This is a genomic window from Leucobacter faecis, from assembly GCF_054456635.2.
This window is the reverse complement of the sequence record NZ_JBTJEP020000017.1, coordinates 60,611-84,519: the sequence shown is the minus strand read 5'-3', so window position 1 is coordinate 84,519 and position 23,909 is coordinate 60,611. Positions and strand designations below refer to the sequence as shown.

The following is a 23,909-nucleotide window of genomic DNA, read 5'->3' as shown; positions in this document are numbered from 1 at the left end:
CGGGAGTGAGAATCAACGGCCAGTGCCTAGCCTGCCAGCCAGTCCCAGACCAGCCAACTTAATACTCACAGCGACTCGCTTGGCGCAATGGCGCCAACGTGAATTGCGACAAACGCTGGCGCGTTTCTCCTTAGCAATCCACGCACGCAGAATGACGAGAGGGTGGCACAAGCTCGCGCAGAATGACGGAGGAGGGCACCGCGCGCTTCCCCTCGTCATCCTGCGCGACGAAGGAGTCGCAGGATCCACACGAACGTGGGTTCTGCGACTCGCTTGGCGCAATAGCTTCGACGTGAATGACCAAGTGACAGCTCCCGCGAGATGACCACGGAAAACCTCCGCAGGTCACCTGACGTCGGTGCTACCGCGTAGTCAGTCGCGGGGGCAGGCGCAGCGGTCTGACGCCGCAACACCCTCGAGCGCCTCTTCAATGTGCAGGCCGCAGCCAGCCCAGGTGGTCTTTTCACACGTCGCGCAGCGCACGGGAGAGCACATAGTTGTTCCTTTCGTCAAAAACCCTTACAGCCTAACCTGCGTCTGCAGTTTCAGCTTGGATACGGCTGGTACCGTGAGAGAATTACGCCACTTCGTGGGGTACGGAAAGGGTTGAAATGACGTCTGCAGAACTCGAACAGCGCATGGCCGAGGCCGAGGCCTGGGCTGCGGCAGACATTGACCCTGCGACCAGGCACCAGGCCCGTTCACTCGTCGCGCGTGCGCGCGAGGGGCAAGAGAGCGCGATCACCGAGCTGCACGACGCATTCGACGGCCGCCTCGCGTTTGGCACTGCCGGGCTGCGCGGCAAAATTGGCGCTGGCCCCAAGCGCATGAACCGAGTGGTCGTGTCGCAAACGAGCGCCGGGTTCGCCGCGTTTTTGCTCGAGCGTGCAAGCAAGGCCGACGCGCTCGCGCAAGACCCGCCCTCTGTCGTGATTGGCTACGACGGGCGCACGGGGTCAGCCGTATTTGCCCGTGACGCCGCTGAGGTGATGGCGGGTGCCGGGGTGCGCGTGTTCATGCTGCCCGAGCCTGGCCCCACCCCTCTCACCGCGTTTGCGGTGCGACACCTGCAGGTGTCAGCGGGCGTCATGATCACGGCGAGCCACAACCCTCCCGCCGACAACGGTTACAAGGTGTACCTGGGCGGGGCCGACGAGGGCGCCCAGGTCGCGCCTCCCGTCGACGCAGAGATCGCGTCGCACATTGAGCGCGCCTCACAGATCACGCCGGGCGCCATCTCGCGCTCATATGACATCGTGAAGCTCGGTGCGGGTGTCGCAGACGCCTACGTGGCTGAAACGGCCTCTGCGGTGCTGCTTGGACTGCCGCAAGACCCGAAGCGCCCGGGCCGCGCCCGCGGCGATGACACCGACCTGAAGGTCGTGTACACGGCTATGCACGGCGTCGGCTCTGCCACCGCTCGCCGGGTGTTCTTGTCGGCCGGGCTGCCGAGCGTCACCGTCGTGGCAGAGCAAGACGAGCCAGACCCGTCGTTTCCGTCCCTCGAGTTTCCAAACCCCGAGGAGCCGGGTGCGCTGGACCTCGCGTTTCGTACCGCGGGCGACATGAACGCCGACTTGGTGGTGGCCAACGACCCCGACGCCGACCGCGTGGCGATCGCGGTGAAGGCGCCCGTCCGCACCGCTCAGCCCGCTGTGCGCACCTACCGGCAGCGACCCCGGTTTGCGGCGAACCAGTACCGCAGGCTCACCGGCAACGAGCTCGGGCTGCTGCTCGGCTGGCGTGCGGCCGAGCGCGAAACCGCCGAGGCAAAGCTGCGCGGCCGCACACCGCGTGGCACGCTCGCGTGCACCAACGTCTCCTCCCCCGCGCTGCGCGCCGTCGCCGAAGCTTACGGCCTCGACTACGCCGAGACGCTCTCTGGCTTTAAGTGGGTGGCCCGCGTACCGCGGCTGCTATTTGGGTTTGAAGAGGCGATCGGCTATCTCACCCACGCGGGGCACGTGCGCGACAAAGACGGCATCTCGGCCGCTGCCGACGCGATCGCGATGGTGCGCGAGCTCCACGCCGAGGGGCGCACGGTGTGGGATCTGCTCGACGACGCGAGCGAGCTCTTTGGCCACTTCGCAAGCAGCCAGGTGACGCTGCGGTTCGAGTCAATGGCCGAGGCAACCGCGCTCGCAGCGAAGGTGCGCGAAATGCAGCCCACGGAGTTTGGTGACAGCAAAGTAACTCGGGTGCGTGACCTGCTCACCCCCGGTGAGGCGGCGGTGCCCGCCAACGTGCTGCGCTACGACCTCGAGGGCGGCAGCCGCGTCATGATTCGCCCGAGCGGCACCGAGCCCAAGCTCAAGGTGTACCTCGATACGTTTAGCGATGACGGCGATGCAGCTGCGCGCAGGCAGCATGCCGAGGCAGCGCTCACCCGTCTCGAGTCTGCCGTGCGCGGCTACGTCGACGGGCTCAGGCTGTAGCGTTTGGCGGGGCCGCGCTAAGCCGCTGCGGCGGGCGGCCGTGCGCTGTCGTCACCCGACAGCCACCTGATCCACCACTTGCCAGGGTCGCCCTCAAACAGCAGTGCCCGCACAAGCAGCGTCAACGGAATCGACAGGATCGCGCCGAGCGGCCCGATCACCAGCGTCCAGAAAATCACCGAGAAGAAGCTCAGCGTGAGGCTCAGGTCGACGGCGTCTGCGACAAACTTCGGCTGCACCATCACCTGCAGCACCACGTTCACGACGCAGTAGATCGCTATCACGGCGAGCATCAGCGGCCAGCCGCCCACCGCGAGCGCGACAAGCGCTGGCGGCACGAGCCCCAGCACGAAACCAATGTTGGGGATGAAGTTGGTAATGAAGGCGAGAATCGCCCACACGAGCGGCGCGGGCACGCCGAGCGCCGACAGCGCAAGCCCATCGATCACCGCGACGAGCAGGCCAAAGCTCGCGTTGACCACGTAGTAGCGGCGCACGCTGCTGGCGTACCCCGCGAAGCGCTGCATTGTGGGGGCGACGCGCTCACCAAACTCGTTCGTCGCACGGGCGTAGCGTGCGCCGTCGATCGCGATAAAGATGACGTAGGCAAGCACAAAGAAGAACCCGGTAAACACGCCGATCATGAGCCCGCTGAGGTTTGAGACGTACGCGATGATCGTTTCGGGGCGCAGCACTGACACGAGCGCGTCAGACGCTTGCTTCTCGAGGCCCAGGTCTTGCAGCAGGTGCATGATCTCGGTCACGGTCTTTTGAAACTCCGACGCCGAACTGCGCACGAGCGCCACGAACTCGGCGCCCGCGTAATAGAGCAGCGCGGCCATCGCCGCGAGCACAGCATATGCGACGAGAATCACCGCGGTGGTGGCAGCCCAGCGGGGCAGCCCGATGCGCTCGAGCGGTCTGCGCAGCGGGTGGCAGATCATCACGATCACGACTCCCAGCGCGAGCGGCCCAATCACACCACGGGCCACCCACACGCCAAACAGCACGACCACGGCCGACGCGAGCCCCACGAGCAGCATGACGGCGCTGCCCGGAGCCGGGCTAGACGGAGCCGGGCTCGGTCGCGGAGGCCTGGGTGTTGGATTCACGTTACTAGCGTAGTGCCGCCGTCGCTGACAGCACGCCGTGCTCAGTCCTCTTCGGGCAGCCCCAACGTCTTGTCTTCGCCCACCGCGATCCACGATGCGGTGAGCAACAGCGTGCGGCACACAAAGTTGAACCACAAGAGCAGGGCGACACCGACAGCAAACGTGGCCAGCAGCGGGTTGCGCGACGCCCCGCCCAAGAGCGACGCGCCCAGCAGTTTCAGCACGAGCAGGCCGCCCGCTCCCAGCGCGCACCCCATTAACAGGTGCAGGCGCGGCACGACCACCTCGGCCAGGTACTTGTGCATCGCGACCAGCAGCAGCAGGTCAAACAGATACACCGCCCCGTACCGCGTCACCAACCCCAGGGTGCTAAACAGCCAGTTGCCTTCTGACAGTCCCGTCCACCCGAGCACCATGTGGGCGAGACTCGACATCAAGATCGTGAGCGCCGCCGACACCACGATCGCGGCCGAAAACAGCAGCGCGAGCAGAAAGTCACGCAGCTTCAGCAGCACGGCGTTGCGATACTGCTTCACTTCGAGGCCAAAAATGATCCGGATCGAACGCCTGGTGCCCGTGAACCAGTTGAGCGCGATCCAGAGCAGCGAGGCGCTCGCGATGATGCCGCTCACGCTGAGCGCGCGCGCTTCGAGCAGCCCGTTCAGCTGCACCGCCCCATTCTTTCCGAGCAGGCCCGGTACGAACAGGTTGATCTGCTCGACGATCGTCGCGAGCAGTTCTGGGTGCTCGCGCAGCCAGATGCCAAACACGCTGAAGCCCACGTACAACGCCGCAAACACCGCAAACAGGGCTTGGTAGCTCATGCCGCCCGAGAGCACGCTGCCGCCCACGTCGGTGAAGTGCGACCAGGCGCGTACCGGGCGAAGCGCCATCACGCGGTCCTTCAGTCGTGTCCACCGCGCTTTCTGCATATCCAACATCCTAGGGCGCAAGCGGCATCGCGAGGCCGCTCGCGAACGAGCGCGCCGCGCCCGAAACCGGGTCGGTGAACGAGAGCCTGCTCGCGAGCAGCTGCAGCGGGGTCGTGAAATCGTCGATCGCAGCTCCTCGATCTACGGGATAGAGCGGGTCGCCCACGATCGGTACGCCCGCGGCCCACATGTGCAGCCGCAGCTGGTGCGTGCGTCCCGTGTGGGGCGTGAGCCGGTACAGTCCGAGGGGCCGCGCCACGCCGGAACTCGCCTCGCCACAGGCCTCGCTGGGGGTGTCGTAGCTGCGGGCGTTGGCTGCCTCTGCCGCGGTGAGCTCGCGCTCTAACGCGATGCCGGATCGCGCATTGACGGGCGCACCCGGCACAATTTCGGCGTGCATCACGCCGTGCTCTTTGGCGAGGTGGTTCTCGATTTCGACGGGCAGCGGCAGGGCGGGGTCGATGGGAGCGACCGCGTGGTAGGTCTTTTCGATGGCGCCGGCACGCTGAAACATCGACTGGTACGGCCCGCGCCACCGGCGCTCGGTCGTGAGCACGAGCAGCCCCGACGTAACCCGGTCGAGCCGGTGAATGGGGGTGAGCTCGGGCAGCCCTAGTGCGTTGCGCAGCCGCACCACGACGCTTTCTTGCACGTGTTTGCCGCGCGGAATGGTCGACAAGAACGCGGGCTTGTCGATTACCACGAGCCGTTCGTCGTGGTGCACGATGCGAATCTGGCCGGGCACCGGGGTTTCGGGGGCCAGGTCACGGTGGAACCAGACGAAAAGGTTATGCCGGTAGGGATCTTGCGGCTGCACCGGGTCGCCTGCCTGGTAGACGAAGCGGCCCTGCGCAATAAAGTCGTCGACGTCGATGTGCATGCCGACGCGGGCGTGCAGCCAGTCGCGCACAAGCCGCCACTCGGGCGCCCCGCCCGGTACACCGTCGGTCGTGCGCAGCCAGGCGGCGTCAAGGCCGAAGCGCTGCGGCAGCGGGGAACGAGGGGGCACCACACGAGTCTACCGGCGATACGCGAAGCGCCCCGCCCGTCCCCCGGTAGGGGCTGGGCGGGGCGCTTGTGCGTCGCAGGATCTAGCTGGTCTTACCCGTGATGATCGCGTTCTTGACCTCGGCGATAGCCTTGGTCACCTGAATGCCACGGGGGCACGCGTCGGTGCAGTTGAAGGTTGTGCGGCAGCGCCACACGCCTTCCTTGTCGTTGAGCACGTCGAGGCGCACCTGGGCGCTGTCGTCACGCGAATCAAAGATGAAGCGGTGCGCGTTCACAATCGCGGCGGGGCCAAAGTACTGCCCGTCCGTCCAGAACACGGGGCACGACGAGGTGCACGCGGCGCACAGAATGCACTTGGTGGTGTCGTCGAACCGCTCGCGCTCCTCAGCCGACTGGATGCGCTCCTTGCCGCCCTCGGGCTTGTTGCCCGCAATGAGGAACGGCTGTACGGCGCGGTACGCGTCGAAGAACGGCTCCATGTCGACGATGAGGTCCTTTTCAAGGGGCAGGCCCTTGATCGCCTCAACATAGATCGGCTTCGTGATGTCAAGATCCTTGATCAGGGTCTTGCACGCGAGACGGTTCTTACCGTTGATGCGCATCGCGTCAGAGCCGCAGATGCCGTGCGCGCACGAGCGGCGGAACGACAGCGAGCCGTCCATGTCCCACTTGATCTTGTGCAGCGCGTCAAGAATACGGTCCGTCGGGTACATCTCGACGTCGAAGTCTTCCCAGTATGCCTCCCGGCCCGACTCGGGCAGGTAGCGGCGCACGAGCAGGGTAACCGTGAACGGCTTGATCCCTGCTTCTTCCGAAGGGTTTCCCGGAGCGTGTGAGTTGCTCATGACCTAGTACTTCCTCTCCAGCGGCGGGTACCGCAGCTCGCCGTTTTCGTCCTTCGTGAAGACGACCGGCTTCCAGTCCAAGCGAATGTGGTCCTCGGGGTTGGCCGACTTTGCATCGCCCGTGAGGTACGCCATGGTGTGCTTCATGTAGTTCTCGTCGTCGCGGTTCGGGTAGTCGTCGCGCATGTGGCCGCCACGGCTCTCCTTGCGGTTACGCGCGGTGTACGCGAGCACCTCGGCGAGGTCGAGCAAGAAACCGAGCTCGATTGCCTCGAGCAGATCAGTGTTGAACCGCATGCCACGATCCTGCACGCCGACGTTCTTGTACCGCTCGCGCAGATCGTGAATCACGCCGAGCACATCGGTGAGCGTCTCGTGGGTGCGGAACACCTGAGCGCCGCGGTCCATGTTCTCCTGCAGTTCACGCCGCAGGTCGGCAACACGCTCGGTGCCATTGCCCTCGCGGAACTGCGCGACCATCTTGATGACCTCGTCGGCGGCGCCCTCGGGCAGCGGCACAAACTCGGCCGTCTTCGCGTAGTCAGCGGCGGCGTTACCGGCACGCTTACCGAACACGTTGATATCGAGCAGCGAGTTGGTGCCGAGGCGGTTCGAGCCGTGCACCGACACGCACGCACACTCGCCCGCAGCGTAGAGGCCGGGAACGACGGTGTCGTTGTCCATCAGCACCTCTGCCTGCACGTTGGTGGGAATGCCACCCATCGCGTAGTGAGCGGTGGGGAACACCGGTACCGGCTCGGTGACGGGGTCGACGCCCAGGTAGGTGCGCGCGAACTCGGTGATGTCAGGCAGCTTGGTCTCGAGCACCTCTGCGCCCAAGTGGGTGCAGTCGAGGTAGACGTAGTCCTTGTGCGGGCCAGCGCCGCGGCCTTCGAGCACCTCTTGCACCATGGAGCGGGCGACAATGTCGCGGGGAGCGAGGTCCTTAATGGTGGGGGCGTAGCGCTCCATGAAGCGCTCGCCGCTCGCGTTACGCAAGATCGCGCCCTCACCACGGGCACCCTCGGTGAGGAGGATGCCGAGGCCGGCGAGGCCGGTCGGGTGGAACTGGTAGAACTCCATGTCCTCGAGGGGCAGGCCCTTACGCCAGACGATGCCCACGCCGTCACCCGTGAGGGTGTGTGCGTTTGACGTCGTCTTGAAGATCTTGCCGAAGCCGCCGGTCGCAAACACAATCGACTTAGCCTGGAACACGTGAATGTCGCCGGTGGCGAGGTCGTATGCGACGACGCCTGACGCCTTGCGGTCCTTGCCCTCGCCCGTCATCACCAGGTCGAGCACGTAGAACTCGTTGAAGAAGTTGACGCCCAGCTTGACGCAGTTCTGGTACAGCGTCTGCAGAATCATGTGCCCGGTGCGGTCGGCTGCGTAGCAGGCACGACGCACAGCGGCCTTACCGTGGTCACGCGTGTGGCCACCGAAGCGGCGCTGGTCGATCTTGCCCTCGGGCGTACGGTTGAAGGGCAGACCCATGTTCTCGAGGTCGATGACCGCGTCGATGGCTTCCTTCGCCAGGATCTCTGCCGCGTCTTGATCGACGAGGTAATCCCCACCCTTGACCGTGTCAAAGGTGTGCCACTCCCAGTTGTCCTCCTCGACGTTTGCGAGCGCCGCGGCCATGCCGCCCTGCGCCGCGCCCGTGTGCGAGCGAGTGGGGTACAGCTTTGTAATGACCGCAGTCTTGGCCTTGGGGCCCGCCTCGATCGCGGCGCGCATGCCTGCGCCGCCTGCGCCGACGATCACAACGTCGAACTGGTGGTAGGTAACGCCGTCCTTGACGGTGACCTCTTCGCCCTCATGGGTATTTGTAGCCACGTGAGTCCTATTCTTCGATTCTCTAGAAACCTGGGGTGACCGCTACTTGGCCGTGCAGAACGACGCGACCAGCGACGGGTCAGCGCCCGCCGGGCAGGGGTCAAGCGTGTAGATCACAAACGTGCCGAGCAGAATCAGCAGCGCCGCCGACAGAAACAGTGCCACGCGAAACGCCTTCGCAAGGCCGGGGCGCGTGACGTAGTCGTTCACAATGGTGCGCATGCCGTTCGCGCCGTGGATCAGGGCAAGCCACAGAAGTAGCGTGTCCCAAACCATCCAGAACGGCTGCGACAGCTTGCCGCCAACAAAGCCGAAGTCGATGGCGTGCACGCCGTCACCGATCATCAGGTTCGAGAAAAGGTGACCGAACACGAGCACGAGCAACAGCACGCCCGAGACGCGCATGTAGATCCAGCCCCATTTTTCCCAGTTGGTACGCTTTGCCGCCGGGGTCTTGGCGCGCGGGGATTCAATCGTCATAGCCATGGTGCTTCTCCCTCGCCCTAGTGACCGAACACGTTCATCAGGTGGCGCGGCAGGAAGCCGGCCATCGTCACGGCCCACAGCACGATGACGATCCAGAACATGGTGCGGTGGTAACGCGCGCCCTTGCTCCAGAAATCGACCAGAATGATGCGAATGCCGTTGTATGCGTGGAACACGATCGCTGCGACGAGAGCGGCTTCACCCAGTCCCATGATCGGGGTCTTGTAGGTCGCCATCACTGCGTTGTAGGCCTCGGGGCTGACACGCACCAGCGCGGTGTCGAGCACGTGCACCAGCAAGAAGAAGAAAATTGCGACGCCGGTGATTCGGTGCAGCACCCACGACCACATTCCTTCGTTCCCGCGATACAGCGTGCCGCCCGGGCGACTCTTCTTTTTCACCGCTGGCGCGGCATCTGCCGTATGGGCTGACACGAGCTTCCTCCTAGATTCTGCATCGCCGAGCCATACTCGGCACTTAACAGTGCGGCACTCAGACAGTCGCGGGGGCACCCCAAACACAACTCCGCTGAGAATCCGCTGCGCCCCCATTATGACACCATTCGAGAGCTGCCCCGCACACAGCTGCCGTGGGCGCGTGTTCTCGCACCGGATCGTTATGTTCGGCTCACCCCTCAGCGGCACAGACTACGCTTAGGCACATGTCCGACGTCGCGAATTCCACGGCCCCTCTCGACCGCTTCACGTGCGTGATTCCAGCCGGAGGTGTCGGCTCAAGGCTGTGGCCACTCTCGCGCGCAAATGCACCGAAGTTTCTGCTCGATCTGACGGGTTCTGGTGATTCGCTGCTGCGCACGACCTGGGATCGGCTCGCACCGATCACTCCCCCCGAGCGCGTGCTCGTCGTGACGGGCGTATCGCACCGTGATCTCGTCGAGAAGCAGCTCCCCCAGCTGCTCCCAGAGAACCTGGTCACCGAGAGCGAACCCAAGGACTCCTCGGCCGCGATCGGGCTCGCGGCCGCGATCCTGGAGCTGCGGGACCCCGACGCGATCATTGGCTCCTTCGCGGCCGATCACGTGATCCGGGGCGAGGTGCTGTTTCAGCGGGCCGTCGAGACCGCTGTTCGAGCGGCGGATCAGGGCTACATTGCGACGATTGGCATTCGCCCCAGCCACCCCGCGACGGGGTTTGGCTACATCGAGGCGGGTGAGGCGCGCGGCGACCTGGCGAAGTTTGATCTCTACGACGTGAAGTCGTTCGTCGAAAAGCCCGAGGCGGATGTGGCCCGCGCGTATCTCGAAGATGGCGGCTACCTGTGGAACGCGGGCATGTTTATTGCACGCGCGACGGTGCTGCTCGACCAGATGGCCCAGCAGCAGCCCGAGATGGTTGCTTCGCTGCGCGAGATCGCGGCGGCGTGGGGCACTGACCGGGGTGCAGCGGTGCGCGAACGTCTGTGGCCCACGCTGCCCAAGATCGCGATCGACTACACCGTCGCTGAACCGGCCGCGAAGGTTGGCAAGATGGTCTGCGTCGCCGCGCACTTCGAGTGGGACGACGTGGGCGACTTTGCGTCGGTCGCGAACCTACTCACGCGCGGGCGCGGTAACGATCTCGCCGTGCTCGGCGACCGCGCTCAGGTGCTGTCTGACGCCTCGAGTGGCATCGTCGTCTCAGAAAGCGACCGACTCGTTGCCCTCGTTGGGGTCGAAGACGTCGTGGTCGTTGACACCGCCGACGTGCTGCTCGTGACGACCAAGGCGAAGGCGCAAGAGGTCAAGAATCTCGTGGGCCGCATGAAGGTATCGGGCGGCGGCCACCTGCTCTAGCAGCCCTGGATTCTGCGAGTCGCAAGCTCCCGCAGAATGACGTGAAAATGAGCACCCTCCCGCGTCATTCTGTGGGAGCACCCTCCCGCGTCATCCTGCGCGACGGAGGAGTCGCAGGATCCACACCCAATGATTCTGCGAGTCGCAAGCTCCCGCAGAATGACGAGGGGTGGCCGCTAGGCGGGCATGATGAGCGAGAACGGGTACTTCTCTGAGGTTGCGACCCGCACGTCCTCCCCGAGCTCGGCGACACCCGCCACAGCGCCGACACCGGCGTAGCGGTCGCCCGTTTCGTAGTCGGGGTCGGTCGAGATGACTACGCGGCCGCTCGCGTTCACGAGTGTCACGTCTTTGGCGATCGACAGGTCTTTCAGCATTGCACCCTCGAGCGAGTGTACGAGCACATCGGCGCAGGCGACCCCCCAAAACTCGCCTTCGACGATCAGGGGCAGCGCCGAGGTGATCGTGATCTCGTTCGAGCACAGGTAGTCAACGAACGGCCCCGCGACGTGCCGCTTGCCCGTGCTCTCGGGCACCCGGTACCACTCGAGGCGAACGAGGTCGATGGCGGCTTGCCCCGGCCCAAACGTTGACGACGCCAGCAGACTGCGTTCGGGCCCCTGCCACCAGGCGAGCGGATTTCCCTCGGCGACGATCACGTCGCTCGCGCAGTAGCCCGCGCCGTAGAGCGGGCGTTCGGTTTCGTCGAGGATCGCGTGCGCGCCACGCTCAAGCGCGTGCGCGAGCTGCGCGCCCGTGATCCGGCCCCCGGCAAGATGCGTGTGCAGTGTCGCCTCGAGCTCTGGCAGCCAGCGTTCGAGCGGCGCAAAAACGCCGTCGAAGAACGCGTCAACACGGTTCAACAGTTCGTGCAGCACGTCGTCGTACTGCGCCGGATCCTGTGGCATGGTCCCCTCCCCAGTGAGGCTTTTGCCGCTCAGTGTACGAGGCGGCGTGACTCCAGTGTGTCATGAAGTTCGCTGCCGGGCGGCAACGCGAGGAGCTCAGCGCGAAACCGCACGAGCCAGCGCAGTGACCCGCGCACGCTGTCGCGCACCGCGATGCGAGCAGCGGCGACGTCGCCCGCGCGCGTCGCGTCGATTTGCGCGGTGAGCGCGTCGTGCGTCGCAATGCGCGCGTTCTCGTCGAGATCTTGCAGCGCGAGCAGCGGCGTGAACTCGGTCTGCACGCGCACGTGCTCGTTGGTGAGCCGCACCGACTGGCTGAGAGCAGCAAGCTCGAGCTGCACCTCGGTGACGCGCTTGCGCCACTGGTCGCGTTCGAGATCGCGCGCCTGCACGAGCACACCCGCCACCACCTCGAGCTCCTCGGCGGTAGCGCGCTGGCAGGCATACTCGGCGCACGCCGCCGACACGACTTCGTAGTGCACGCCGAGGTCGGCGAGCGCTACGCGGGGCATTTCCATGAGCGCACGCGCGTTGACTTCTTCGACCGCACCGCTGCTGGTGCGCACGAAGCTACCGCCGTTGCGCCCGCGCTTCGTTTCGATGAGGCCGCGGTGCCGCAGGCCGCTCAGCGCCTCGCGCACAGTGACGACCGCGACGCCCATGAGCGCCGACAGCTCAGTTTCACTGGGAAGCCGCTCCCCCTCGGTGAAGGCCCCCACCGAAATGGCTTGCACGAGACGTGACTCGACGAGCTCGGTGCGCCCCTCGTCACCAATCGGCGCAAAGGCGGCCGTGCGCAGGCGACTAGGCGGGGACTGCGTAAACGTTGAGCTCACCGCGCACCCTCCATTCGTGTGTGGGATTCACCAGAGTCTGACAGCTGTTGATTCAAGCCTAACCGTGTCGACCGTGACCGAATTGTAATGAACAAATCTTGATCCGTATTTAAACCTATTAAAACGTATGTTAATGTTTCTGCAACGGTTCGACAATGATGTTGAGGAGCGACGACATGTCACACACTTCTTCCCCAGGTGTTGCGGGAGGGTTCGGCAGCAGCCGAACCAGGCCCCGCAAAAACGAGGAACACACCAGCCTGCTCACCACCGCGACGACCGCGGTATCGGTGAAGCAGGTCACCAAGCAGTTCGGCGATTTCACCGCGGTGAAAGATCTCGATATCGAGATTCGCGATGGCGAGTTCTTCTCGATGCTCGGCCCCTCAGGCTCGGGTAAGACCACGGTGCTGCGCATGATCGCGGGGTTTGAAGCCGTCACCTCGGGCAGCATCGAACTGCACGGTGTCGACGTCACCCGCGACGCCCCGTTCGACCGCGAGGTCAACACGGTGTTTCAGGACTACGCCCTGTTTCCGCACCTCACCATCGCCGAGAACGTGGCCTACGGGCTCAAGGTGCGCAAGGTGCCCCGGGCTGAACGCGACAAGCTCGTACTTGAAGCCCTCGAACAGGTGCAGCTTGCGCAGGTCGCCGAGCGTCGCCCCTCGCAACTCTCTGGTGGTCAACGCCAGCGCATCGCGCTCGCCCGCGCCCTGATCCTGCGCCCGCGCGTGCTGCTGCTCGATGAGCCGCTTGGCGCGCTTGACAAGCAACTGCGCGAGCAGATGCAGGTCGAGCTGAAGCAGATTCAGCGCGAGGTGGGCATCACGTTCATCTTCGTGACACACGACCAAGAGGAAGCGCTGACCCTCTCAGATCGCGTGGCCGTGTTCAACAACGGCAAGATCGAGCAGGTGGGCTCGCCACGAGAGGTCTACGAGTTCCCTCAAACCGAGTTCGTCGCCAAGTTCTTGGGCACCACGAACCTGCTGCCTGCAGAGCTTTCGGGTCGTCTGCTCGGCGAGGCCTGCGTTCACAGCGTGCGCCCCGAGCGCGTCGAGCTTGTCGGTCAGGCCGACCCGCTCGAGCCGGGCGTGGTTTCGCTCGCCGGCACCATCGCTGAAGCGGTGTATGCCGGGCCCAACACCAAGTACCTCGTCGACACCGACCAGGGCGTGCGCATCATCGCAGAGAAGCACAACTCGCACACCCCGTCTGCGTCGCAGGGCGTGACCCGCGGCGATCGCGTCAACGTAGCGTTTCGCTACGACCACGCGACTCCCATTCCGGGCACCGCGTCGAGCAGCGACCGGGCCGCGGCCTAGGCGCCGTCCCTTCAACCACCCATAAACCCACTACCGCTTCGCGCAGCACAGCTGCTGCGCAGGCAACCACTTCCCCGACACCGGGGCATCACACAAAGGAGTCATGATGAACAAGAAGATGCTGGCCGTTCCGCTGGCCATGGCGGCGGCCCTGGGGCTCGCACTCGTGGGCTGTTCAAGCGGCGATGCTGGGGGCGACGCCTCGGGCGGCGGCTCGAGCGAACTCAAGATCGATGTGCCCGACGTACCCATGCTGGGTGAACTCGGCGACCCCGAGGGCGAAGTCAACATCGTCGCGTGGTCGGGCTTCGTTGAGCCTGAGTGGACCAAGCAGTTCGAAGAAGACACCGGCTGCAAGGTCAACCGCAAGATCGCGGGCACCTCAGACGAGATGGTGCAGCTGATGCGCACCGGCAACTACGACCTCGTGTCGGCCTCGGGCGATGCGAGCCTGCGCCTCATCGTGGGCGGCGACGTGCAGCCGCTCAACCTCGACCTGATTCCCAACTTTGGCGACGACATCGTGGAGGGCATGAAGGGTCAGCTGTACGACACTCTCAACGGCCAGTCATACGGTGTGCCCATCGGTCGCGGCGCCAACATTCTGCAGTACAACACCGACGTGGTGAAAGACGCTCCCACCAGCTGGGACATCGCGTGGGAGTCAGACAGCCCCTACGCCGGCAAGATCATCGCCTACGACGCACCGATCTACATCGCCGATGCCGCCGTCTACCTGATGGCGCACGAGCCCGACCTGGGCATCACGAACCCCTACGCCCTCGACGAGACCCAGCTCGCGGCCGCCGTTGATCTACTGAAGCAGCAGAACAAGATCATCGGCGACTACTGGTCAGACCCCACCGCACAGATCACCGCGTTCAACGGCGGCGACGTCGTGGCGGGCACCTCATGGGAGGTGCTGAAGAAGCTGTCTGAGAACCCTGCGCTCGAGGGTGTGCTGCCCGACGAGGGATCGACCGGCTGGTCAGATGCGTGGATGCTCGCGTCGAAGTCGGCCAACCCCACCTGTGGCTACCTCTGGATGGATTACACCTCGGCCCCTGACGTGAACGGCGCGATCGCCATGAACTTCGGTATGGCCCCGGCCAACGCAGCGTTCTGTGAAACCAGCGACGAGGCACGCGAGCACTGCGAGACGTTCAACGCCACCGACGAGGAGTACTTCTCAAAGGTGTGGTTCTGGACGACGCCCATCGAGCAGTGCATCGACGGTCGCACAGATGTGACCTGCACCAACTTCCAGCAGTGGACCGACGCCTGGATGACCGTTAAGGGCTAAGGCCCAAGGTCTCCGCACACACTCCGGTGGCGGGAGCATTCCCGCCACCGGACCAAACCCACCGAATCGCACCCCACGACTCGCACCCCATCGAATCCACTCACGTAAGGAATCGTCGTGTCGACCCCAACCTTCCTCGAGACCCGGCCTAAGCCGGTCTCCTCAGCCCTGCACAGGCACCCCAAGGGCCGCCTCGCCGCGCTGCTGACACTTCCCATGGTGTGGCTCGTCGGCGTCTATATTCTCGCCGTCGTCTTGATGCTCATCACCGCATTTTGGGAGACTGACCCCTTCACTTCAAAGGTGAAGCCGGGGTTTACGCTCGACCACTTCGCGAGCATCGTGACCGTGCCGGCCTACCTCAATGCTGCGCTGCGCACGCTCGGCATCGCACTCGCGGTCACCGCGATCTGCGCTACCCTCTCGATCCCCCTCGCCATCTACATGGCCAAGATCGCGCGCCCCTGGCAGCGCGCCGCCCTCGCGGTCATGGTCACCCTGCCGCTCTGGGCAGGCTACCTGGTCAAGATTCTCTCGATCCGGATCGTATTTTCTGACGGTGGCTTCATCAATTCAGTGCTTGGGCCGTTTGGTATTCACAGCCCCGGCTACGGCGTCTTCGTCACCATCATCGCGCTCGTCTACCTGTGGTTTCCGTACATGGCGATTCCGGTATATACCGCGGTGAGCCAGGTTTCACACAACCTGTTCGACGCTTCGGCCGACCTCGGCGCGCACGGCATGCGCACCATCTTCACGGTCATCGTGCCGCTTCTGAAGCCCGCCCTGATCGCCGGATCGATCTTCACGTTCTCCCTCAGCCTCGGCGACTACCTCGCCGCGAAGTTCGTGGGTGGATCAACCCAGATGATCGGTACGATCATCGCTTCCAACATCAACCTCAACCCGCCCGTGGCGGCCGCCTTCTCGGTCGTGCCCATCGTGATCGTGGTTGTCTACCTGCTCGTCGTTCGTAAGAGCGGCGCCATCGAGAACATCTAGGAGGCCGCAATGTTGCGCCTTGGCCGGGGTACCAAGATCACCCTCTCGGTGATCACCGCCCTCATTATTGTCTGCACCTACGTTCCACTGTTCGTGATCGTGGTGAACTCGTTCAACGCCAACCGCGTCGCCGGCTGGCCCGTCTCTAACTTCTCACTCGTGTGGTGGGAGAAGGCGCTCACCAACCCGGCGATGCACGCCGCCGTACTCAACTCGGTGGTGGTTGCAGCATCTGCCACCGCGATCGCGTTGCTGCTGGGCACCCTGTCGGCATTCGCGCTGCAGCGGTTCAAGTTTTACGGCCGCGAGACCGTGAACCTGATCATCATTCTGCCGATCACCCTGCCTGGCGTCGTCACCGGTGTCGCGCTGTCGAACACCTTTTACCAGGTGCTCGACCCGATCGGCATCAAGGTCGGCTACATGGGCATGATCATCGCCCACGCCACGTTCTGTGTCGTGATGGTGTTCAACAACGTGATCGCGCGGCTGCGCCGTATGAACCCGAACCTCGAGGAAGCCTCGATGGATCTCGGTGCCGGCATCATGCAGACGTTTCGGTCAGTCACCTTTCCGCAGTTTCGCAGTGCGTTCATTGCCGGCGGCTTGCTCGCCTTCGCTCTGTCGTTCGACGAGGTGTACGTGACAATCTTCACCGCCCCGCCCGGTGTCGACACGCTGCCGCTGTGGTTCATGAACCAGATGGGGCGCCCCAACGAGGCAAACCAGGTGAACGTGGTCGCGACGCTCATCATTCTGCTGTCACTCATTCCGGTCTACTTCTCGCAGCGCGCTTCGGCAAACGCCGCGAAAGAGTTGAAGTAGGCGCGACGGGCGAAGGGCCCGGTCTCACCGCTCTCCGGTCGCAGCGGCTTCGCCGCCGCTCCTGCCCAACCAAGCGGTGAGACCGGGCCCTTCGCCCCCCAACATGCACAGCCCTGCGCGAGCCCCACCCCGCGTCATCCTGCCTGACGCACACCCCTACGTCGTCCTGCCTGACGCACACCCCTTCGTCATCCTGCCTGACGCACACCCTTACGTCATCCTGCGTGAGCCACACCCCTACGTCATTCTGCGTGAGCTTGCGAATCGCAGGATCCATGGCCCAATTGGACGATTTGATCGTTATGGACGTTTTGAGCGATTTGAGAGATACTAAAGCATGGCCTCAAAACTGACTTCCACTAGTAGAGCTGCCCATGTCATACAGCCTCCGCAAGATCTCGCGGAGATGCTTAAGTTTGCCCGATTCCTTGAGGGCCATACGGCACACGCAGTGCTAGTTGGACCAGACGGAGAGCAAGTGCCGCTCCCACAGGCGGCCTACGAAGTTTTGGTTCAAGTTGCTGCAGCTATGGAGCGCGGCGCCTCAGTCAGCGTCGAGCCTATAGATCGCCAATTGACAACACAGCAAGCTGCAGATCTTCTTGGCATCAGCCGCAATACGCTCGTACGGCTACTTGACGAACATGAACTAGCCTACGAGCGGTTGGGCAATGCAAGGCATCGGCGGTTAAGGCTCCAAGACGTGCTTGCTTACCGCGAACGCAAACGTAGCGAACGCCGGGAGCGCTTAGACGAGCTTACTCGGCAAGCAAACGAAGACGGGCTCTACGAAGTAGACGCTGCTGCATACCGCGCAGCGCTATCAGAGGCGCGAGAGGCATAGACCGTGGCCCGATTTGCGGCGTTTCTTGACGCATGCACATTGGTGCCAGTCGTTCAATGCGACACCTTGCTGCGGCTCGCAGACGCGGGGCTGTTTCGTCCTCTGTGGTCGTGGCGTGTACAAGCGGAGGCCCTATCTGCTCTGAAACGGGTGCATCCAGAGATAGATCCGAGTCGATTTCACAGCAGGTTGAGGTCAATGAACGAGGCATTCGTCGACGCGAACGTCGAGGCCTGGGAGTCACTTGTAGACGGAATCGTTCTACCTGACATGAACGACAGGCACGTAGTCGCAGCAGCTATTCGGGGGCGCGCGGATGCAATCGTTACTGCGAACCTCAAGGATTTTCCGTATGCAGCGCTGCAGAAATTCGAGCTCGAAGCAATTGGAGTCGATGACTTCTTATTAGATCAACTGGATCTTGCACCAGCAGCCGTTTGCGATGTGCTGCTAAGCCAGGTGTGTGCAATGACTCAACCGCCGATCACTCCTAAGGGGCTACTTGAACGTCTATCCCGAAGTGGCTCCCCCGGTTTTGCGACTGCTGCTTATGCTGAGCTCGAGCGTCGACGATTGATTTGAGTGTTACTGACCGAGTACGACCCCACCGTTCCTCGGAGCGGGGCTGAAGGGGCTTGATTCTGCGACTCCTCCGTCGCGCAGAATGACGGGAGGGCGGAGCCGCGCAGAATGACGGGAGGGCGGAGCCGCGCAGAATGACGGGAGGGCGGAGTCGCGCAGAATGACGGGTGAAGGCGCAGAGCGGCGGCCCGAGGGGGCTGGGGCCGCCGATTGGTTGGGTCTGGCAGGAGCGGCGGCGAAGCCGCCGCGACCGGAGAGCGGCGGCCCCAGCCCCCTCGGGCCGCCGTTCCCCCTCTATAGCCGGTCGCCGTGCTTCTCGCGCAGCTCTTCGACCGCGCGCTCGAGCGCCGGGTCATCGCCGCGTGCGAGCGCCGCGTACTGCAGTGTCACACCATCATCGGTCAGCAACGCCTTCACCCACATGCGTCGGCGCGGCACAAACAGCGACCAGATGAGGCCACCGAGCGCGAGCAGCGCGAAGATCAGCACTCCGGTCTGCGCAGGGTTGCGCATCACGTCGAACGCGGCGTAGCGGGGCGCGGCCTCGAACGTGAGCGTGCCCATGCCGTCTGGCAGGTCGATCGTCTCCCCGATCGTGAGCTCGAGCGACTTCTTATCGATCGCGCGGCCCGTGAGCTGTTGCATATTCTCGGTATCGAGCGCGTACACCGACTGTGGCACACCGCTGTCGATGCCGAGGTCACCCTCGAATACGTCAAGTGTCAGCACGGGGTTCTCAAGGTCGGGGAAGTTCGAGGTGTATGCGCCCGATTCGAGGTCAACCTTCGTCGGGTAGAAGAACCCGCGCAGCCCCAGCTGGGTGCGCTCACCGTCGCCCTTCTTTATGCCGTACGGCACCTTCACCACGCCGAGCGACACCATGTTCGTGTCTTGCGGAATAAACGGCATCGACTCGCTGTACACGGTCTCGCCCTCGGCGTTACGAATGGTAAGGGTCGGCGCATACCCGTTTGCGATCAGGTAGATCGGTGAACCGTGCACTCGCAGCGGGTGATTCACCCGAATGACTTCCTCCGACTCCGTGCCGTCTGGGTCGGTGAGCTTCATGCTCGCAATGTAGTCCTTCACCTGACCGAGCGCGTCAACGTTGCCATCTTCGGGGGTCATGTAGTCCACCTGCAGCGACTTCAACTGCAGCGTGAACGGCTCAAGCGATTCGCTGTCGAAGCCGTTACCCGAGTTCACAGTGTCGTAGTCGATCAGCTGGTTGACCATCGTCTCGCCCTCGACGAGCACTTTTTGCCCGTTGAAGGTGTACGCGCCGCCCACCCCTACACACACGAGCACGCCAAGCAGCGCGGTGTGAAACAGCAGGTTACCGGTCTCGCGCAGGTAACCGCGCTCGGCCGACACCGAGATCTCGGTGACACCGCGGCGGGTCACGCGCTGCACCTCGGTGCGGTATCGCGAGCGCTTCAGCACGTCGCGCGCCTCAGTCACGGCGCGCGCCGCGAACTCTTCGCGCTCTGCGGGCGTCGCGCTCGGGTTCGAGACGCGCACCTCGGTGAAGCCCGCCATTCGGCCCAGCCGCGCAGGAGTCTTTGGTGGCTTACCGCGCCAGGCTTTCCAGTGATGGGCGACGCGTGGCAGCACGCAGCCGATCAACGAGATAAACAGCAGCAGGTAGATCGATGAGAACCACACCGAGCTGTACACATCGAACGCCTGCACGGGGAACGCGTCGAGAATCGGAAACAGCTTGGGATGATCCGCTTCGTACTGCAGCACCCCATTGGGGTCTGCACTGCGCTGCGGCAGCAGGGAGCCAGGGATCGCGGCGACCGCGAGCAGCAAGAGCAGGATCAGGGCCACCCGCATGCTGGTGAGTTGGCGCCAGAACCAGCGACCCCAGCCCTTGAGGCCAAGCTCGGGTGACTCCGCGCGGACCTGCGCGCCAGAGCCGTCATCGTAATCAGAGGGGCGTGACATATCCGCCAATCACCGCCTGCAGTGCATACATCATCTTGCTCCAGAGGCCGGTCACCATCAGGAGACCGATGAGGATCAGCAGCGCGCCGCCGATCACGTTGACGGCACGAATATGCCGCTTGAAGAATGTCATGGTTTGGGTCATCCAGCCAAAGCCGAACGCAGCGAGCACGAACGGCAGCCCGAGCCCGAGGCAGTACCACAGCGCCAGTATGACCGAGCGGCCGACCGAGCCCTGCTGCAGGCTCAGCCCCATGATCACGGTGAGCGTGGGTCCCATGCAGGGGGTCCAGCCGATCGCGAACACGATGCCCAGCACGGGGGCACCTACGAGACCAAAGCGCGGCTTGAGTTTGAGCTTCTTATTGTTCTGCATGAACCCAAACCCGCCAATGAACACGAGTCCCATGAGCGCCACAAAGACACCCATGATGCGGGTCACGAGCGGCTCCCAGTCGAGCAGCCACACGCCCACCGTGCCGGCCGCCGCCAAAAAGGCGACGAGCACCACGGTGAAACCCAAGATGAACAGCAGCGCGCCCAGCACCAAACGCCTGCGCGCCGGCTTCGCGTCTGCGCCAGACCCCGAATCGGTTCCCGCGCTGGCGCTCACATAGGCGAGGTAGCCGGGCACGAGCGGCAGCACACACGGTGACAGGAACGAAAGCAGACCCGCCGCGATCGCGATCAGTGACGCGACGAGCAGCTGGCCATCAGCTACGAGGTCTTGCACCCCCACCGTTACTGCTCGCTCGCGGGCTTTTTATCGGCCGAGGGCTTCGAATCAGACCCTCCCGTGCCGGCAGACTGCTCGTCGAGTGTCTCGTTGATGAGCGTGCGCAGCTGCGACTCACCCGCGAGCATGCCGAGCACACGGTGCGCCACGCGCCCCTCAGCGTCGAGCACGAGCGTGGTGGGCACCGCGTTGAGCGGCACCTGGCCCGCGAACGCCTTCTGCACGGTACGACCGCCGGGGTTGTCCATAATCGAGGGGTACTCGATACCAAACTCTTCAGAGAACTGGGTCGCCTGGGCAACCTGATCGCGGGTGTTGACGCCCAAGAACTTCACACCCTGCGGCGTGAACTCGTCATAGGCTGCCACCAGGTCGGGCGCTTCGTACCGGCACGGTGCGCAGCCGGCGTACCAGAAGTTCACGACCGTCACAGAGCCGAGGGTGTCTGCCGAGCTGAACACATCGCCGGTCTCGGTCTCCCCCGAGTACTCGACAGGTTCGGTGCGCTCAGACGGCGCGAAACTCGCAGAGGAGCCGTCGCCTGCCACGTACCCCTTATCGCTCGACTCCTGCCACTGCTTCGCGAGGTCGTTACCGCCGCCGCTGCAGCCCGCGAGACCCACGAGGCCCGCAAGTGACAGGGCGAGCGCGGCACCGATCCGGCGCGAACGCGTGTTCTCTAGCTTCATTACACCGCTCCCACATCGATCGCATCGCCCTGCAGCCCAGCTGCGGGCGTGCGATACTCCACCTCAAACCAGCGTTCGCCGCGCTTCTCGAAGCTCGTGATGCTCGAGAGCTCACAACGGCGTGAGGCGGGGCTGTGAAACAGGGGCTTATTAGCGACGTCCAGGTGCGTCACCCAAATCGGGTTTTGGTGCGCGACCATCACGATGTCGCCGCCGCGCGTCGTGTTCCAGGCGTCGTCCATCGCGGCTCGCATGCGCGCCGCGATGCGCCGGTACGGCTCGCCCCAGCTGGGACGCAGCGGGTTGAGCAGCTTGTGCCAGTGGCGCGGGTTCTTGAACGCCGAGTCAGGGCCAGAGTTGACCATGCCCTCGAAGTAGTTGGTGGGCTCAATAATGCGCTCTTCAGTGATGATCTCGAGGCTCAGCGCGCTCGCGATGGGGCGCGCTGACTCCTGAGCGCGCTGCAGCGGTGAGGCATAGAGCCTGGCGACCGCGCGATCGGCCGCGGCGATCTCGAGGGCGGCAGCCTCGGCCATCAGATGCCCGCGCTCAGACAAGCGAAAGCCGGGAAGGCGGCCATACAGCACGAGATCTGGATTGTGCACCTCGCCATGGCGCACCAGATGCAGGAGTTTGTCGCTCACACCCGCCATTCTACGGTCGCCACACTGCCGCTCTCTGAGAACTTGGGCAGTTTGGATGTGCACGCAACCAAGCCGCGTGGCGGCTAGACTGTCTGGGTGACTGAGCGCGTATTAATTAAGGACCTCCCCACCGTTGACAATGGCGCGACCGTGCGCGTATCTGGTTGGGTCGAGAAAGTGCGCGATCAGCGCTACGTACAGTTCGTAGTGCTGCGCGACGAATCGGGCGCGGTGCAGCTCGTGAACGGCGGCGTGCTGCGCGAACCCGACGCAGACAACCCCCGCTCAGACACTCTCGTGCCCCGCACGAACACGATCTCTGAGCTCACCCACGGCACCTTCATCACCGTGACCGGTGAGCTGCAGCACAACGAGCGCGTCAAGCTCGGCGGCGTTGAGGTGCAGATCGAGACGATCGAGGTTGTTGCGAAGTCGCTGCCCGACAACCCCGTCGCCGACGACTCGAACATCGACGTGCGCCTCGACTGGCGTTTCCTCGATCTGCGTCGCCCCGAGCAGAACCTTGTGTTCCGCATTCAGACCACGCTGCTGCACGCGATGCGCAACGTGTGGGTGGACCGCGGCTTCATCGAGATTCAGACCCCCAAGCTCATGGCGTCGGCGTCTGAATCACGCGCTGAGCTCTTCGAGGTCGAGTACTTCGAGGGCAAGGCGTTTCTTGCGCAGAGCCCCCAGTTCTTCAAGCAGATGGCACAGGCCGCTGGTTTCGGCGGCATCTTCGAGGTAGGCCCCGCCTTCCGTGCCGACCACTCGTTCACGTCGCGCCACGCGACCGAGTTCACCTCGATCGACACCGAGCTGTCGTGGATCGACTCGCACGAAGACGTCATGGAGCTGCACGAGGAGCTGCTCGTTGCTGCCCTCACCGCGGTGAAGGAGAAGCACGGCGAGGAGATTCAGAAGCTCTTCGGCATCGAGGTGACCGTGCCGGCGCGCCCGTTCCCCCGCATCCCCCTGGCCGAGGCCAAGGAGATCGTCAAGGAGGAGGGCTACGAGATTCCCCGCGCCGACGCCGACATGGACCCCGAGGGCGAGCGCCGCATCTCGGCTCACGTCAAGAAGAAGTACGACCACGACTTCGTGTTTCTCACCGATTACGCGTCGTCGATTCGCCCGTTCTACCACATGCGCCACGCAGACAACCCAGAGCTGACGAACAGCTACGACCTGATCTACCGCGGCACCGAGATCTCGACCGGCGCGCAGCGCGAGCACCGCATCGACGTACTCGAGGCGCAGATCGCCGACAAGGGCATGGACGCCGCCGAGTTGAATTTCTACCTCGACTTCTTCCGCTACGGCGTGCCCACGCACGGCGGCTTCGGCATGGGCCTGAACCGCGTGCTGATGCTGCTGCTCGAGCAGTCCTCGATCCGCGAGGTGACCTACCTCTTCCGCGGCCCGACGCGCCTCATGCCGTAACTTCACGGCTCGTGCCGTAGCTGCCCGCGTGCGTGGCAGCTACGGTGCCGGGTTTTGATCCGGATCAAGGGGAGTGCCCCACGCTTGTGCGTGGGGCACTCCCCTTTTTTAGGTCGAAGCGATTGTATAGAACGTGCAATTGTTGACCCCAATGACACTAGGAAACGAAGCTTGGGTAGCTAACCAACTCGAACTCCACCCTCCTGGGCCTATCAGTCGAATACCAAAAACAATCGAACCCCCCAGAGTATTACTCAACAACCCTCCAGAAACGACTGTCTTGTAGTTACTGGGACTTCCCGTGGTAGTCACTGAGCTAAGCAGTGGGCCCGTAATTGGATCAAGCAAACCGTCTACTTGCCTCGCGTAC

General features: G+C 63.9%; 23 protein-coding genes. 9 read left to right on the top strand and 14 right to left on the bottom strand.

Going from position 1 to position 23,909, the window contains the following annotated elements:
* Positions 1-372: 372 nt before the first annotated feature.
* Positions 373-495 (bottom strand): DUF8730 family Cys-rich protein, encoded by a 123-nt coding sequence (locus tag ACXR2T_RS12670; protein WP_489945538.1) that lies wholly within the window; start codon positions 493-495, stop codon positions 373-375.
* A 116-nt stretch (positions 496-611) separates the two neighbouring features.
* On the opposite strand from ACXR2T_RS12670, the gene ACXR2T_RS12665 reads away from it, so the two are divergent.
* Positions 612-2,435 (top strand): phospho-sugar mutase, encoded by a 1,824-nt coding sequence (locus ACXR2T_RS12665; protein WP_458840454.1) that lies wholly within the window; start codon positions 612-614, stop codon positions 2,433-2,435.
* 17 nt (positions 2,436-2,452) lie between these two features.
* On the opposite strand, the gene ACXR2T_RS12660 is transcribed toward ACXR2T_RS12665, so the two are convergent.
* From ACXR2T_RS12660 to sdhC, 7 genes are all read right to left on the bottom strand, one after another.
* Positions 2,453-3,547, bottom strand: coding sequence for an AI-2E family transporter (locus tag ACXR2T_RS12660; RefSeq protein WP_458840455.1), 1,095 nt, complete (start codon positions 3,545-3,547; stop codon positions 2,453-2,455).
* A gap of 41 nt (positions 3,548-3,588) precedes the next feature.
* On the bottom strand, positions 3,589-4,440 hold the full coding sequence (locus ACXR2T_RS12655; RefSeq protein ID WP_458814552.1) for a YihY/virulence factor BrkB family protein: 852 nt from the start codon (positions 4,438-4,440) through the stop codon (positions 3,589-3,591).
* A gap of 49 nt (positions 4,441-4,489) precedes the next feature.
* Entirely contained in the window at positions 4,490-5,488 is a 999-nt protein-coding gene (locus ACXR2T_RS12650) for a pseudouridine synthase (RefSeq protein ID WP_458840456.1), read from the bottom strand.
* 82 nt (positions 5,489-5,570) lie between these two features.
* The gene (locus ACXR2T_RS12645; protein WP_458840458.1) at positions 5,571-6,335 is read right to left on the bottom strand and encodes a succinate dehydrogenase iron-sulfur subunit; all 765 of its coding nucleotides are present in this window, start codon (positions 6,333-6,335) and stop codon (positions 5,571-5,573) included.
* 3 nt (positions 6,336-6,338) lie between these two features.
* The gene (gene sdhA, locus ACXR2T_RS12640; protein ID WP_458814558.1) at positions 6,339-8,171 is read right to left on the bottom strand and encodes a succinate dehydrogenase flavoprotein subunit; all 1,833 of its coding nucleotides are present in this window, start codon (positions 8,169-8,171) and stop codon (positions 6,339-6,341) included.
* A 42-nt stretch (positions 8,172-8,213) separates the two neighbouring features.
* A complete protein-coding gene (locus ACXR2T_RS12635; RefSeq protein WP_458814560.1) occupies positions 8,214-8,657 on the bottom strand; it encodes a succinate dehydrogenase hydrophobic membrane anchor subunit in 444 nt (147 codons plus the stop codon).
* Positions 8,658-8,674: 17 nt separating this feature from the next.
* Positions 8,675-9,091, bottom strand: a complete 417-nt coding sequence (gene sdhC, locus ACXR2T_RS12630; RefSeq protein ID WP_458814562.1) for a succinate dehydrogenase, cytochrome b556 subunit — start codon at positions 9,089-9,091, stop codon at positions 8,675-8,677.
* A gap of 227 nt (positions 9,092-9,318) precedes the next feature.
* On the opposite strand from sdhC, the gene ACXR2T_RS12625 reads away from it, so the two are divergent.
* Entirely contained in the window at positions 9,319-10,449 is a 1,131-nt protein-coding gene (locus tag ACXR2T_RS12625) for a mannose-1-phosphate guanylyltransferase (protein ID WP_458840460.1), read from the top strand.
* 176 nt (positions 10,450-10,625) lie between these two features.
* Here ACXR2T_RS12625 and ACXR2T_RS12620 read toward each other — a convergent pair whose 3' ends face one another.
* Positions 10,626-11,357 (bottom strand): PDC sensor domain-containing protein, encoded by a 732-nt coding sequence (locus ACXR2T_RS12620; protein WP_458840462.1) that lies wholly within the window; start codon positions 11,355-11,357, stop codon positions 10,626-10,628.
* Positions 11,358-11,386: 29 nt separating this feature from the next.
* Positions 11,387-12,193: a FadR/GntR family transcriptional regulator gene (locus ACXR2T_RS12615; protein ID WP_458840464.1), complete on the bottom strand. Its 807-nt coding sequence runs from the start codon at positions 12,191-12,193 to the stop codon at positions 11,387-11,389.
* Positions 12,194-12,369: 176 nt separating this feature from the next.
* Here ACXR2T_RS12615 and ACXR2T_RS12610 point away from each other — a divergent pair, with 176 nt between their 5' ends.
* The 6 genes from ACXR2T_RS12610 (at position 12,370) to ACXR2T_RS12585 (ending at position 18,077) form a co-directional block, all read left to right on the top strand.
* Positions 12,370-13,521: an ABC transporter ATP-binding protein gene (locus tag ACXR2T_RS12610; protein ID WP_458840465.1), complete on the top strand. Its 1,152-nt coding sequence runs from the start codon at positions 12,370-12,372 to the stop codon at positions 13,519-13,521.
* Positions 13,522-13,627: 106 nt separating this feature from the next.
* Positions 13,628-14,824: a type 2 periplasmic-binding domain-containing protein gene (locus tag ACXR2T_RS12605; RefSeq protein ID WP_458814664.1), complete on the top strand. Its 1,197-nt coding sequence runs from the start codon at positions 13,628-13,630 to the stop codon at positions 14,822-14,824.
* A 117-nt stretch (positions 14,825-14,941) separates the two neighbouring features.
* Positions 14,942-15,826 carry an ABC transporter permease gene (locus ACXR2T_RS12600; RefSeq protein WP_458814572.1) on the top strand — a complete coding sequence of 295 codons (885 nt, stop codon included), beginning with the start codon at positions 14,942-14,944 and terminating at the stop codon, positions 15,824-15,826.
* A 9-nt stretch (positions 15,827-15,835) separates the two neighbouring features.
* On the top strand, positions 15,836-16,651 hold the full coding sequence (locus ACXR2T_RS12595) for an ABC transporter permease (RefSeq protein ID WP_458840467.1): 816 nt from the start codon (positions 15,836-15,838) through the stop codon (positions 16,649-16,651).
* Between the two features lie 574 nt (positions 16,652-17,225).
* Positions 17,226-17,495: an excisionase family DNA-binding protein gene (locus tag ACXR2T_RS12590; RefSeq protein ID WP_458840468.1), complete on the top strand. Its 270-nt coding sequence runs from the start codon at positions 17,226-17,228 to the stop codon at positions 17,493-17,495.
* Between the two features lie 3 nt (positions 17,496-17,498).
* Positions 17,499-18,077, top strand: coding sequence for a PIN domain-containing protein (locus ACXR2T_RS12585; RefSeq protein WP_458840470.1), 579 nt, complete (start codon positions 17,499-17,501; stop codon positions 18,075-18,077).
* Between the two features lie 294 nt (positions 18,078-18,371).
* On the opposite strand, the gene resB is transcribed toward ACXR2T_RS12585, so the two are convergent.
* From resB to ACXR2T_RS12565, 4 genes are read right to left on the bottom strand one after another with little or no spacing between them, the layout of a single operon-like run.
* The gene (gene resB / locus ACXR2T_RS12580; RefSeq protein WP_458839837.1) at positions 18,372-20,027 is read right to left on the bottom strand and encodes a cytochrome c biogenesis protein ResB; all 1,656 of its coding nucleotides are present in this window, start codon (positions 20,025-20,027) and stop codon (positions 18,372-18,374) included.
* Positions 20,011-20,766 carry a cytochrome c biogenesis CcdA family protein gene (locus ACXR2T_RS12575; RefSeq protein WP_458839839.1) on the bottom strand — a complete coding sequence of 252 codons (756 nt, stop codon included), beginning with the start codon at positions 20,764-20,766 and terminating at the stop codon, positions 20,011-20,013. The genes resB and ACXR2T_RS12575 overlap by 17 nt, the downstream gene beginning before the upstream one ends.
* A 2-nt stretch (positions 20,767-20,768) precedes the next feature.
* On the bottom strand, positions 20,769-21,452 hold the full coding sequence (locus ACXR2T_RS12570) for a TlpA family protein disulfide reductase (RefSeq protein ID WP_458839840.1): 684 nt from the start codon (positions 21,450-21,452) through the stop codon (positions 20,769-20,771).
* Complete coding sequence (locus ACXR2T_RS12565; RefSeq protein WP_458839842.1) at positions 21,452-22,105, bottom strand: histidine phosphatase family protein; 654 nt, start codon at positions 22,103-22,105, stop codon at positions 21,452-21,454. Before ACXR2T_RS12565 ends, ACXR2T_RS12570 begins: the two co-directional genes overlap by 1 nt.
* 87 nt (positions 22,106-22,192) lie before the next feature.
* Between ACXR2T_RS12565 and aspS the strand changes: the two genes are divergently transcribed.
* Complete coding sequence (gene aspS / locus ACXR2T_RS12560; RefSeq protein ID WP_458839843.1) at positions 22,193-23,539, top strand: aspartate--tRNA(Asn) ligase; 1,347 nt, start codon at positions 22,193-22,195, stop codon at positions 23,537-23,539.
* Positions 23,540-23,909: the final 370 nt, after the last annotated feature.